General features: G+C 50.2%; 8 protein-coding genes and 1 pseudogene. 7 read left to right on the top strand and 2 right to left on the bottom strand.

Translation table 11 applies throughout. The features are described 5' to 3' along the window. Positions 1 to 293: 293 nt before the first annotated feature. The 6 genes and pseudogenes from yeaG (at position 294) to MUU46_RS20150 (ending at position 8,791) form a co-directional block, all read left to right on the top strand. Entirely contained in the window at positions 294 to 2,228 is a 1,935-nt protein-coding gene (gene yeaG / locus MUU46_RS20175) for a protein kinase YeaG (protein WP_159758683.1), read from the top strand. 78 nt (positions 2,229 to 2,306) lie between these two features. Further along, positions 2,307 to 3,587 (top strand): YeaH/YhbH family protein, encoded by a 1,281-nt coding sequence (locus MUU46_RS20170; protein WP_258966471.1) that lies wholly within the window; start codon positions 2,307 to 2,309, stop codon positions 3,585 to 3,587. Between the two features lie 274 nt (positions 3,588 to 3,861). After that, positions 3,862 to 4,845 (top strand): DUF1852 domain-containing protein, encoded by a 984-nt coding sequence (locus MUU46_RS20165; protein WP_258966470.1) that lies wholly within the window; start codon positions 3,862 to 3,864, stop codon positions 4,843 to 4,845. A 27-nt stretch (positions 4,846 to 4,872) separates the two neighbouring features. Then, entirely contained in the window at positions 4,873 to 5,904 is a 1,032-nt protein-coding gene (locus MUU46_RS20160) for a methionine synthase (protein ID WP_258966469.1), read from the top strand. A 429-nt stretch (positions 5,905 to 6,333) separates the two neighbouring features. After that, positions 6,334 to 6,477: pseudogene (locus tag MUU46_RS20155) on the top strand (IS5/IS1182 family transposase); the annotation flags it as partial. A 316-nt stretch (positions 6,478 to 6,793) separates the two neighbouring features. Next, the gene (locus MUU46_RS20150; protein WP_159758675.1) at positions 6,794 to 8,791 is read left to right on the top strand and encodes a BCCT family transporter; all 1,998 of its coding nucleotides are present in this window, start codon (positions 6,794 to 6,796) and stop codon (positions 8,789 to 8,791) included. A gap of 103 nt (positions 8,792 to 8,894) precedes the next feature. On the opposite strand, the gene MUU46_RS20145 is transcribed toward MUU46_RS20150, so the two are convergent. Both MUU46_RS20145 and MUU46_RS20140 read right to left on the bottom strand, forming a co-directional pair. Then, the gene (locus MUU46_RS20145; RefSeq protein WP_159758673.1) at positions 8,895 to 9,614 is read right to left on the bottom strand and encodes an alpha/beta hydrolase; all 720 of its coding nucleotides are present in this window, start codon (positions 9,612 to 9,614) and stop codon (positions 8,895 to 8,897) included. Between the two features lie 304 nt (positions 9,615 to 9,918). Continuing rightward, on the bottom strand, positions 9,919 to 11,484 hold the full coding sequence (locus MUU46_RS20140; protein WP_258966468.1) for an MFS transporter: 1,566 nt from the start codon (positions 11,482 to 11,484) through the stop codon (positions 9,919 to 9,921). Positions 11,485 to 11,833: 349 nt separating this feature from the next. Here MUU46_RS20140 and MUU46_RS20135 point away from each other — a divergent pair, with 349 nt between their 5' ends. Next, positions 11,834 to 13,012 carry an oligogalacturonate lyase family protein gene (locus MUU46_RS20135; protein ID WP_258966467.1) on the top strand — a complete coding sequence of 393 codons (1,179 nt, stop codon included), beginning with the start codon at positions 11,834 to 11,836 and terminating at the stop codon, positions 13,010 to 13,012. The last annotated feature ends 237 nt before the right edge of the window (positions 13,013 to 13,249 follow it).

Genomic DNA, 13,249 nt, shown 5'->3' with positions numbered 1-13,249 from the left:
GACAACCCGGTTAAGCCATGAATTATCTTCGCCTTTAAGTCGCGGTATTTTTTGATGAGTTATTGATATGTCATTGAAATTGACTTTTGCCAACATGCAAGTTTTCCAAATGCCATCTACGCTTAAATTCAGAAGGTGTAATCGCGGGGCACGTTATGTTTTCAGGCCCAACAACCTGGCACAAGGGTTGCTGGAGATTGAACAAGCGTCGTTCAGCTTATCCCTTCCGGGAGCCTCTATTATTCATACGAACGGCTCTTATCCTGTGCTAAAAAACGAAAGGACGGCATGCCATGAATATATTCGATCACTATCGCCAGCGTTATGAAGCTGCCAAGGACGAAGAGTTCACACTGCAGGAATTTCTTGCAACCTGTAAGCAAGATCGCAGTGCCTATGCCAATGCGGCAGAAAGGCTATTAATGGCTATCGGTGAGCCAGTCATGGTCGATACTGCCCATGAGCCACGGCTGTCCCGTCTATTTTCGAATCGGGTGGTCGCACGCTACCCGGCGTTTGAAGAGTTCTACGGTATGGAAGACGCTATCGAACAAATCGTCGCCTACCTGAAACATGCCGCTCAGGGTCTGGAAGAAAAGAAACAGATCCTCTATTTACTGGGCCCGGTGGGTGGTGGTAAATCGTCGCTGGCTGAACGACTGAAAGCGCTGATGCAGCGTGTACCCATTTATGTGCTCAGTGCTAACGGCGAACGCAGCCCGGTAAACGATCACCCGCTGTGCCTGTTTAATCCGCAGGAAGATGCGCAGATTCTTGAAAAAGAGTACGGCATCCCGAACCGCTATCTCGGCACCATTATGTCTCCGTGGGCGGCAAAACGTCTGAACGAATTTGGCGGCGACATCACCAAGTTCCGCGTGGTGAAAGTATGGCCGTCGATTTTGGCGCAGATTGCTATTGCCAAAACTGAACCGGGTGATGAGAACAACCAGGATATCTCAGCGCTGGTCGGCAAAGTCGATATTCGTAAGCTGGAAAACCACGCACAGAACGATCCAGATGCGTATGGCTACTCCGGCGCGCTGTGCCGCGCGAACCAGGGTCTGATGGAATTCGTCGAGATGTTTAAAGCCCCTATTAAGGTGCTGCATCCGCTGCTGACCGCGACTCAGGAAGGTAACTACAACGGGACCGAAGGCATCTCCGCCCTGCCGTTCAACGGCATCATTCTGGCGCACTCGAACGAATCTGAGTGGGTGACTTTCCGTAATAACAAAAACAATGAGGCGTTCCTTGACCGTGTGTACATCGTCAAAGTGCCTTATTGCCTGCGGATTTCCGAAGAGATCAAAATCTACGAGAAACTGCTTAATCACAGTGAGCTGACCCATGCGCCTTGTGCGCCAGGCACGCTCGAAACGCTGTCCCGCTTCTCGATTCTGTCGCGTCTGAAAGAACCGGAAAACTCGAGCATCTACTCCAAAATGCGCGTGTATGACGGTGAAAGTCTGAAAGACACCGACCCGAAAGCGAAATCCTATCAGGAGTATCGCGACTACTCGGGCGTGGACGAAGGCATGAACGGGCTGTCGACGCGCTTTGCGTTCAAAATACTCTCACGGGTGTTCAACTTCGATCACGTCGAAGTGGCGGCTAACCCGGTGCATCTGTTCTACGTGCTGGAGCAGCAGATTGAACGCGAACAGTTCCCACAAGAGCAGGCTGAACGCTATCTCGAGTTCCTCAAAGGCTATCTTATCCCGAAATACGCTGAGTTCATCGGCAAAGAGATTCAGACCGCCTACCTGGAATCTTACTCTGAGTACGGGCAGAACATTTTCGACCGCTACGTTACGTATGCAGACTTCTGGATCCAGGACCAGGAATACCGCGACCCGGATACCGGCCAGCTGTTTGACCGTGAATCCCTGAATGCAGAACTGGAAAAAATTGAAAAGCCTGCCGGGATCAGCAACCCGAAAGACTTCCGTAACGAAATCGTCAACTTCGTGCTGCGCGCCAGAGCGAACTACAGCGGACGTAACCCGAACTGGACCAGCTACGAAAAACTGCGCACGGTTATCGAGAAGAAAATGTTCTCCAATACCGAAGAGCTGTTGCCAGTCATTTCGTTTAACGCCAAAACCTCAACCGACGAGCAGAAAAAACACGACGATTTTGTCGATCGCATGATGGAGAAAGGCTACACCCGTAAACAGGTACGCCTGCTGTGCGAATGGTATCTGCGCGTGCGCAAATCGTCATAATGTCGAATGTAGCCCGGCGGCGCATCGCTGCCGGGCCTACGCAGCAGAAGGTTGGCAAATGCAGTACGGGAGGGGCATATGACCTGGTTCATAGACCGGCGCCTGAACGGTAAGAATAAAAGTGCGGTGAATCGCCAGCGCTTTTTGCGCCGCTATAAGGCGCAGATAAAACAATCAATCTCCGAGGCTATCAACAAACGCTCGGTGACAGATATAGACAGCGGTGAGTCGGTTTCCATTCCGACGGATGATATCAGCGAACCGATGTTCCATCAGGGACGCGGTGGCCTGCGCCATCGTGTACACCCCGGTAACGATCACTTTGTGCAGAACGATCGCATCGAGCGCCCTCAGGGTGGCGGCGGTGGCGGTGGGAGTGGTCAGGGCCACGCGAGCCAAGATGGTGAAGGCCAGGACGAGTTCGTGTTCCAGATTTCGAAAGATGAATATCTGGACCTGCTGTTTGAGGATTTGGCACTGCCGAATCTGAAGAAAAATCAGCAGCGTCAGCTTACGGAGTATAAAACGCATCGGGCTGGCTACACCGCCAACGGCGTACCAGCCAACATCAGTGTTGTGCGTTCATTGCAGAATTCGCTGGCGCGGCGTACCGCGATGACCGCCGGAAAGCGTCGTGAGCTGCGTGAACTGGAAGCGAGCCTCGACACCGTCGCCAAAAGCGAACCGGTGCAACTGCTGGAGGAAGAGCGGCTTCGTAAGGAGATTGCTGAACTGCGGGCCAAAATCGAACGCGTACCGTTCATCGACACCTTTGACCTGCGCTACAAAAATTACGAAAAACGCCCTGAGCCTTCAAGCCAGGCGGTGATGTTCTGTCTGATGGACGTGTCCGGTTCGATGGACCAGTCCACCAAAGACATGGCGAAGCGTTTTTACATCCTGCTGTATCTGTTCCTCAGTCGGACCTATAAAAACGTGGATGTGGTGTATATCCGCCACCACACTCAGGCGAAAGAAGTGGATGAGCACGAGTTCTTCTACTCCCAGGAAACCGGCGGCACGATTGTCTCCAGCGCCCTGAAGCTGATGGATGAAGTGGTGAAAGAGCGCTATGACCCGGCACAGTGGAATATCTATGCTGCGCAGGCGTCCGATGGCGACAACTGGGCCGACGACTCCCCGCTGTGTCATGAAATTCTGGCGAAGAAAATTCTGCCGGTGGTGCGTTACTACAGCTATATCGAAATCACCCGCCGTGCGCATCAAACGCTGTGGCGCGAGTACGAACATCTGCAATCGATGTTTGAGAACTTTGCCATGCAGCATATCCGCGACCAGGAAGACATTTATCCGGTCTTCAGGGAGCTTTTCCACAAACAGGGCACTACCACCAGCTAACCCTTCGTCAGCCAGATTATCCACATCTGGCTGACGTCTTTTGATGACTGCGAACGTTTAAATCAGCAGGTTAATCAATCATGGCCGCTGAATTTCCGCCCTATCACCTTCCCGCACGTATAACGATCATGAATATCGTTCATGTTGAATGAAATTAAATCACTTTTCCTCAATCAATGACTCAGGCATAAAATGAATTCTGTTATTAAATAAATTTTGAAGACTGCTGAATTAAAACCCGGTTTTATCTCAGCCGCCAGGATGCCAGATTACGATGAATAGAGAATTTACTTTCACCCTTACGCGCATTCGTTTCGATGAGGATTATAACCCTTCAGAAAATACGCGTATTACAACCAACTTTGCTAATCTGGCAAGAGGTGACAAGCGCCAGGATAACTTGCGCAACACCTTAGTGATGATTGACAACCGTTTCAATTCCCTGGCCCACTGGGATAACCCAAAGGGCGACCGTTATTCTGTCGAACTTGAAATTATTACTGCGCAATTGAATATTCAACGTGAAGGAAAGGTCGATGCCTTCCCTGTTATTGAAATATTAAAAACCCATATCGTTGATAAAAAAACCAATGAGCGCTTTGAAGGAATTCTGGGCAATAACTTTTCGTCTTATGTGCGCGATTATGATTTCAGCGTATTACTGCCCGCACATAATAAAAACAAAGCTAAGCTTAGCCTTCCGGATGATTTTGGTAAATTACACGGGAATATTTTTAAGTGCTTTGTTAATTCAGAAGCATACAAGAACAACTTTGCTAAAGCACCGGTTATCTGCCTGAGCGTCTCCAGTAAAAACACCTATTACCGCACCGGTAATCAGCATCCTGTATTAGGCGCTGAGTATCAGCAGGATGAACCGTCGTTGACCGATACCTATTTTTCAAAAATGGGGTTGCGGGCGCGCTATTTTATGCCTGAAAACAGCGTTGCACCGTTGGCGTTTTACTTCACCGGCGACTTACTCAGTGATTACACCGACCTTGAGCTGATTAGCACCATCAGCACGATGGAGACGTTCCAGAAAATATACCGTCCAGAAATATACAATGCTAATTCCGCGGCAGGACTGCAGTATCAACCTAGCCTGAACTATCAGGATTATTCTCTGACACGCATTGTTTACGATCGCGAAGAACGTAGCCAGTTGGCTATTGAACAAGGGAAATTTACTGAACAGCATTTCATCAAACCCTATCAAACTGTTCTTGAACTCTGGTCTGCTCATTCCGTTCTTTGATTGACGAAAAGTATAAGGTCACCTGTAATGAAAAAATTATTACCCACTTCAACTGCCGGCAGTTTACCTAAGCCCTCCTGGCTTGCACAGCCTGAGACACTTTGGTCACCCTGGAAATTGCAGGGTCAGGAATTAATCGACGGTAAGCAGGATGCCTTGCGTTTGTGTCTGGACGATCAGCAACAGGCCGGGATTGATATTGTCAGTGATGGCGAGCAAACGCGTCAGCATTTTGTCACCACCTTTATTGAGCACCTCAACGGCGTTGATTTCGAGAACCGTGAGATAGTTAAAATTCGTAATCGCTACGAAGCAAGTGTGCCTACCGTCGTTGGCCCGGTAAGTCGCCAAAAATCCGTCTTCGTTGAAGATGCCAGACTGTTACGTCAGCAAACTACACAGCCTATTAAATGGGCCCTCCCGGGGCCTATGACAATGATCGACACGCTTTATGATAATCACTATAAAAGCCGTGAAAAACTCGCCTGGGAATTCGCCAAAATTCTCAATGAAGAAGCTAAAGAGTTAGAGGCCGTGGGTGTCGATATTATCCAGTTTGATGAACCTGCATTTAATGTCTTTTTTGATGAGGTGAATGACTGGGGAATCGCCACTTTAGAAAGAGCCATCGAAGGGCTGAAATGCGAAACCGCGGTGCATATCTGCTACGGCTACGGCATTAAAGCCAATACAGACTGGAAAAAGACGCTGGGTACTGAATGGCGTCAATATGAAGAAATTTTTCCAAAGCTGCAAAAATCCAATATCGATATCATTTCGCTGGAATGTCAAAACTCTCACGTCCCGATGGAGCTAATGGAGCTTATTCGCGGTAAAAAGGTGATGGTTGGGGCTATTGATGTGGCAACCAATGCCATTGAAACACCTGAAGAAGTTGCCGCGACGCTGCGAAAAGCACTGCAGTTTGTCGACGCTGACAAGCTCTATCCTTGCACCAACTGCGGGATGATCCCATTGCCGCGTGGCATCGCAAAAGGCAAGTTGGATGCGTTAAGTGCCGGCGCTGAAATTGTTCGTAAAGAGCTGTTGGCGAAATAACGATACGAATAGAACCGATAACGAATACTACCTGGGTTGGCGATCGCGTCGATCGCCCTCCTTCCTGCTCAACTATTGGCCCATGAGATAACGATTGCCGCTGCATTTGCGATGACTTTGCATCTCCGCCAGCCCTGCCAACCCCGCCTGTCAACGCAAAGCAGAAAAGGCCTTTTTGGGGGTGCGGATATTTTTAACAACACGTTGTGTTAATCAATGGGGAACAAGCCATAGCGGCTGTGGCTATTCTGGTACCCAATGATGTGAGAGCGTTTTGCGGGTCTGGTGCTGGAAGACTGGGTCGCTGACCGCGGACGGAACGCCGATGGTGAAGGTCCCCTCTGAGCGAGGAGCGGAAGTCTGTGACAATGTCTGCACCTCACTTTATAGCAAACCGTCCAGCTGTGAACTCAGGGTCATTATTGCCCTGCCTTGTACCGTGTCAAACAGCTGTTTGGCGGGCATCTTACGTTTCGGGATTATGATGCGCAGGTTGGAGAGGCTATGGCCATGATCCGTGCCTTAAACAAAATGACGTGTGCAGGCATGCCAGAAAGTGTACGAATTGCCTGAGGAAGTCAGTCACGAGGAGCGCTTTATCTAAATCTGATTAATTCAACAAAGCCGCGCGCACGCCGTCAGGGGGAGGTTCTGGAGCTGTCGCTCTGCGATGTCGGGATAGTGCACTTCATTGATACGCTTGCGGATCTGGCGGCGGAGCAAATCCTGGCACAAGCCTGAACAGCGAGTATCATTATAGGTATCGTAGAAGGGATTCAGCTTATTCTTAAGGTCATTAGGCATCACTCCTTTTCTTTTGTTAGGATCGGGCTGTGACAAAATTCATCCATCCAGGGCGAAGTGAACACACAATGGAATAAATGAGCTTATGAGTGAGAATGAAACCCCAATAAAAAAGTCTGAAAATCATATTAACAAGCCGGTGTTTTTCACCTCGGCGTTGTTAATATTTCTTCTTGTCGCCTTTGCCGCGGCTTTCCCCGATCTGGCCGATAAAAACTTCAAACTTCTGCAGAATCAAATCTTCACCAACGCCAGCTGGTTTTACATTCTGGCCGTAGCGCTGATCCTCCTGAGCGTGACGTTCCTCGGGCTGTCGCGCTACGGCGATATTAAACTTGGGCCCGACCACGCCCAACCTGATTTCAGCTATCACTCCTGGTTCGCAATGCTGTTTTCCGCTGGGATGGGGATCGGCCTAATGTTCTTCGGGGTGGCAGAACCGGTGATGCATTACCTCTCTCCGCCGGTTGGTACCCCGGAAACGGTCGAAGCCGCCAAGCAGGCCATGCGCCTGACCTTCTTCCACTGGGGACTCCATGCATGGGCGATTTACGCGATAGTGGCGTTGATACTGGCCTTCTTTAGCTATCGTCACGGCTTGCCGCTGACCCTGCGTTCGGCGCTGTATCCGATTATCGGGGATCGTATTTACGGACCGATTGGCCATGCGGTCGATATCTTTGCGGTTATCGGCACCGTGTTTGGCGTGGCCACCTCCCTCGGTTATGGCGTGCTGCAGGTTAACGCCGGGCTTAATCATCTCTTCGGCGTGCCAATTAATGAAACGGTGCAGGTGATCCTGATCGTGGTCATCACTGGCCTGGCAACGATTTCGGTGGTCTCGGGGCTGGATAAGGGCATTCGTATTTTGTCCGAGATCAACCTGAGCCTGGCGCTGTTGCTGCTGGCGCTGGTGATGTTGCTGGGACCTACGGTTCTGCTGTTGAAATCGTTCGTTGAGAACACTGGCGGTTATCTGTCCGAAATGGTCAGTAAAACCTTTAATTTGTATGCCTACGAGCCTAAATCGAGCAACTGGTTAGGTGGCTGGACGCTGCTGTACTGGGGCTGGTGGCTCTCCTGGTCGCCGTTTGTCGGCATGTTTATCGCCCGCGTCTCGCGCGGCAGAACCATCCGCGAATTTGTGACCGGCGTGCTCTTCGTCCCGGCGGGTTTCACCCTGTTATGGATGACCGTCTTCGGAAACAGCGCGATTTATCTGATCATGCATGAAGGGGCTACGGACCTCGCCAATACCGTCCAGCAGGATGTGGCCCTGGCGCTGTTTAATTTCCTTGAGCACTTCCCGTTCTCCAGCATTCTGTCGTTCATCGCCATGGCGATGGTCATCGTATTTTTTGTCACCTCGGCAGATTCCGGAGCGATGGTGGTGGATACCCTGGCCTCCGGGGGCTCCAGCAATACGCCCGTCTGGCAGCGTATTTTCTGGGCTGCACTGATGGGGGTGGTCGCCATTGCGTTGCTGATTGCAGGCGGTCTTAGCGCCTTGCAGACGGTGACCATTGCCAGCGCTCTGCCATTCTCGGTGATTTTGTTGATATCGATATACGGATTGCTGAAAGCATTACGACGGGACATCACCAAGCGCGACAGTCAGAATATGACCACCATTGCACCTACCGCTGCGCGTAATCCTATTCCGTGGCAGCGCAGACTGCGCAATATCGCCCATCTGCCAAAACGTTCGTTGGTTAAACGTTTTATGGATGATGTCATTCAGCCTGCCATGACAATGGTTCAGGATGAGTTGACCAAACAGAGCACCGTAAGCCATATCAACAACAGTGGCGAAGACCGTATTCGCTTCGAAGTGGATTTAGGCAATGAGCTTAACTTCATCTACGAAGTCAGACTCCGCGGTTATATTGCTCCTACCTTTGCAATCTCCGGGCTGGATAATGAGGAGCAGCAGGCAGAGCAGCATAAATACTATCGGGCTGAAATCTACCTGAAAGAAGGCGGTCAGGATTACGATGTGATGGGCTGGAATCAGGAACAGATTATCAACGATATTCTCGACCAGTATGAAAAGCATCTTCACTTCTTACATCTGGTTCGCTAATACAAAAACACCGCCTTTCGGCGGTGTTTTTCTTTATACTGCCGAGATCTCCTCCAGACGGGTATGAGCGAACAGCGGATCTACATTATGCAAGAATCACACATTATCTAACTCCAGGCGATGATATGAACTGAGTTATTGTTTCTCCCAGTCTCAGAAGGAAATCGTTTCGCGATGGATGAGGTTCTGTTGCGTGCGGGGGGAGCTTATTCATAAAGGTGAAGTGACCTGCGTTCTCAGCAATGTGCAATTCAGAAGATGTGTGGACATTTAATGACTGATGGAGGAATGTTGCCTGTGCAGGTGGAGTAATTACGTCCTTATCACCCGCCCAAATCTGAAGCGGAATATTTATGGAGGCCAATGACAGAGGTGCTGGAAAAAAATCGGCGGGTGGCGTCAAAAGAACAAGTCGATTCAGGACATTATGGCCTTCAAACGTAACAGGTTCTCTGGCACTGGTCCAGGCTGTAGCTCCAGCGTGTATAAGTAAAATTACTGCCCCAAGTGAATGACCAACACCTGAAACTGAACCATATTGTGTGCAGAATTTCTCAGCCGCCAGGTCAAGTCGCTGGACACGTTCTGTCAATTCAGCTTTAGTCGGAAAGGGCGAATTCAATAGTTCGAAATGTGGAGCTACAACTGATATTCCGTGACGAGCAAATGTCTGGATGAGTCCTATGTGCCGTAGCGGGCTGCCGCCAAGTCCTGGAGCAAAAAGAATACACTTTGTAGCATCCCTTACCTGAAATAAGGCCACATCAAAATTTTTCTCCGCAATTTCAAGTTCTAATGTTTCTTGATTAACTCTTGTATCCATTCCCCCCCTTCCCGTAAACAGCGGGAAATATACCATTTTTAATGATTAAAAGATTTCCTTGAGGTCCGCTGTTGGCACAGAGCAGACATCGGTTGAACTCACAGTGCAAACGTACATAAGAGATACCATTAACAGGTATTTCATGTTCCGCTTGTTTGTTGGCGTGGTCATAAATTTAACTTCGTGACAAGATCTGCCCTTTCGATTTTTTCTGGCCTATTGCTCGCGACCCTTTCTGCATAAGCCGTTGCTGGCCGGTTTCCCGGCCAGGTCATGACTCATTGATGAAATGGTTTTTTTTTGATCATGGATGCTGCGTCGTACCGAGGGAAGGATTGGGTTCGGTCACCTCAACGGCCGTCGTATCGAAGATTTTGCGGCACACCTTGCTATTGCCCCAGCACTCTTCATAAGGATAGCCAATCAGTTCCTCCATTACCGCGCGCACGTCCGGCTCGACCTGCGCAATCTGTCCCCCTGCTTTAATACGGGCCACTTCCCCCAGCACGACCAGGTGCGTTTTTCGGTTCAGCTTCATCTGCGCGCTGAATACCATCGCCATCAATGCCAACGCGACTACGCCCACGCAGAATACTACAGCGATAGCGGTCACGGCGCTTTCCGGCTGGGTGTGCGATTTTGACTGGAAGCCGTAGACGCTAAGGATGGCGCCCATCACGAAAACGATAACCGAGCGCACCAGTTTGCCGGAGAAGGTCATCGCCCCGGCGTAAATACCTTCGCGACGGCGTCCGGTGAACGCTTCGTCAATATCAGCAAGGAAGGTATAAACCGTCCAGGGAATGTAATACACGCCGCCCGTACCGATGCCGAAAACTACGGTAATCGCCAGCATTGCTGCCGTCGCGTACTGCTGCGGCAAGTTAAGCAAGTGCAGCATGCTGTAGCAGACAACCGAGAACACGACGATGATCAGTGCCAGAATGTATGGTTTGCTGAAGCCGTGCTTCACACAGATTGCGATAAAGATGGCTGTCGAGAACAGCTGAAGAATAGAGTTGAGGCTACTCAACCCCGCTACCATCGTCGGATCATATTGCAATACGAAGATAATAAAATAGGTGAAAACCGAAGCGAACAACCACTCAGCACCGAAGCCACACAGATACATGCCAAGGTGTTTGCGGAACACACGTAAGTGGAAGGTTGATTTCATGTCGCGCATCAGCGTCATGATGGTTTTACCCAGTGTCATTTTTTTCTCGTCATTCGGCATGGTTTCCTCCACGGGACGTTCCCAGGAAGAGACGTACAGCATGCCAATCGCAAAGCAAAGGATCGCCCCGTAGGTCAGCGCCGTGAAGAAAAACGGCTGCGCAGAGTCTTTCCCGTAGATCAGAATGAACTGACCTGGAATAAACGCGGCCAGGAAGTTGGCAATCTTACCGAAAATAGCCTTGTAGCCGGTTAGCTTAGAGCGAGCCGAGAAGTCAGTGGTCATTTCCGTGGCGAGCGTTTCGTACGGGACCATCACTGATGTATAGATAAGTTCGAACAACACATAGGTGGACAGGTAATACCAGAAGCCGAAGCCTTCGACCCAAAGTAGCGGGTAGAACATCATCAGAGGAATACCCAGCAGAATAAAGAAGCGGCGTCGGCCAAATCGTTTACCGAGGCGGGTTTTACCAAAATTATCAGATAGAAAGCCCATCAGCGGGTTGCTGATAGCATCGATGATACTGGCAACGGAGAAAATAACCGATGCCTGGAGTAGCGTCAGGCCGCAGAAGGTCGTGTAGAAATAAAGAAGCCAGATACCGGCGATAGCTAATGCGCCACTTCCCAGCAGATTGCCGCCGCCATATGCCAGCTGATGCCTGAAAAGAATAGGTTTTTCTGCGTTCATATACGTTCCGCCCCAAGGATTTTAAAAAACAAACCGATGTTTTATTTTTGTAGGTACGGCATTTTATAGAAAGCGAGAGCATTAATTGATGTGAAATCGCTCACAATTACTTCACTTGGCGATGTTTTTTTCGTCACTTCGTAACCCATGTAACAGTTTTCCACGCGCAGCCTCTACCTCAGTCGAATATTGAATCCGCTACTTTGTGATCGACATTACATTTTCAGTCGTCCCCGACGACGCTCTTTTTATTTAGTGATAGCGTGTTTTTATATAAATGAAATTGCATTTCAATCACTGATCGGCACCGACCAGCAATCACGTTCACAGCTACCGAAGGGAGCGAACCATGGCTAAAGGTTCTCAGATTCAATTCAGTTTCCACACCGTTGCAGATGCGCAGACCGGTGCAAAAGTCACGCGGCTGACACCAGCGGACGTGCTGTGCCACCGTAACTATTTCTATCAGAAATGCTTCAATCGCGAAGGCAATCGCCTTCTGTTTGCTGGGGAATTCGACGGTAACCGCAACTATTACCTGCTGGATTTAACTACGCAAATGGCAGTACAGCTGACGGAGGGAGCGGGTGATAATACCTTTGGTGGCTTCCTGTCGCCGGACGACCAGCATCTTTATTACGTGAAAAATGAGCGTAGCCTTCAGCGAGTTTCGTTGGCAGATTTCAGCGAACAGACTGTTTACCAGGTCCCTGAAGAGTGGGTCGGCTACGGCACCTGGGTCGCCAACAGTGAATGCACTAGCCTGGTCGGCATCGAAATCGCCCGCGAAGACTGGACTCCCCTCTCCGACTGGAAAATTTTCCAGGCGTTTTATCACCGCAAGCCGCACTGTCGTCTGCTGCGCGTTGATCTGCATAGCGGTAAATCCCGTGTTATTCATGAAGAGAATGGCTGGCTGGGCCACCCTATCTATCGTCCGTATGACGACAGTACCGTCGCCTTTTGCCATGAAGGCCCGCACGACCTGGTTGATGCCCGCATGTGGCTGGTGAACGAAGACGGCAGTAACGTACGCAAAGTAAAGGAACATGCGGAAGGAGAAAGCTGCACCCATGAGTTTTGGGTGCCGGATGGATCGGCGCTGATTTACGTCTCGTATCAGAAAGGTCGCAGCGACCGCTGTATCCGCCGCTTCGACCCGCAGACGGGCGAAGATTCCGCCGTTATGGTGATGCCCAACTGCTCACACCTGATGAGCAACGAAGACGGCACGCTGCTGGTCGGCGACGGATCCGGCACGCCGGTAGACGTAAAGGATACCGCCAGCCATATCATCGAAAACGACCCGTGGCTCTACATCTTCGACACAAAGACCCGCAAATACGCTCTGCTGGCCGCGCATAACAGCTCGTGGAAAGTACTGGACGGCGACCGCCAGGTCACGCACCCGCATCCGTCTTTTACACCGGACAATCGACACGTGTTGTTCACGTCTGACCAAGAGGGACTTCCTGCTTTATATCTAGCTGAGGTATCTGAAGTGCTGTCTGGTGCTTTGCGTTCTTAATTTTTAGCTCTTTGAGGGCAATTCGTTGCCCTCCATTTCGTATTGAACGCTTCAGGGAGGAGCGGACATGAATAACCCCCACTGTAATAATCGTAGGGGAGAGGCTCATAGTGAGCCAAATAACTGCACCGTTTTTCAGTGGACTATCGATTATGTGATTGAGAAAGGGATTCTATAATCCGGGAGACACATTGCTCAATTGGATATCTGGTGTAAGTATCCCTGCCAACCCCACCT

This window comes from Scandinavium tedordense, assembly GCF_024764965.1.
Lineage (GTDB): Bacteria > Pseudomonadota > Gammaproteobacteria > Enterobacterales > Enterobacteriaceae > Scandinavium > Scandinavium tedordense.
This window is presented reverse-complemented; position numbering and strand designations above follow the sequence as displayed.

What these genes read in the sequence shown, in the direction of transcription:
- yeaG (WP_159758683.1), top strand. Translation starts at nt 294, where the DNA reads ATGAATATATTCGATCACTATCGCCAGCGTTATGAAGCTGCCAAGGAC.
- MUU46_RS20170 (WP_258966471.1), top strand. Translation starts at nt 2,307, where the DNA reads ATGACCTGGTTCATAGACCGGCGCCTGAACGGTAAGAATAAAAGTGCG.
- MUU46_RS20165 (WP_258966470.1), top strand. Translation starts at nt 3,862, where the DNA reads ATGAATAGAGAATTTACTTTCACCCTTACGCGCATTCGTTTCGATGAG.
- MUU46_RS20160 (WP_258966469.1), top strand. Translation starts at nt 4,873, where the DNA reads ATGAAAAAATTATTACCCACTTCAACTGCCGGCAGTTTACCTAAGCCC.
- MUU46_RS20150 (WP_159758675.1), top strand. Translation starts at nt 6,794, where the DNA reads ATGAGTGAGAATGAAACCCCAATAAAAAAGTCTGAAAATCATATTAAC.
- MUU46_RS20145 (WP_159758673.1), bottom strand. Translation starts at nt 9,614, where the DNA reads ATGGATACAAGAGTTAATCAAGAAACATTAGAACTTGAAATTGCGGAG.
- MUU46_RS20140 (WP_258966468.1), bottom strand. Translation starts at nt 11,484, where the DNA reads ATGAACGCAGAAAAACCTATTCTTTTCAGGCATCAGCTGGCATATGGC.
- MUU46_RS20135 (WP_258966467.1), top strand. Translation starts at nt 11,834, where the DNA reads ATGGCTAAAGGTTCTCAGATTCAATTCAGTTTCCACACCGTTGCAGAT.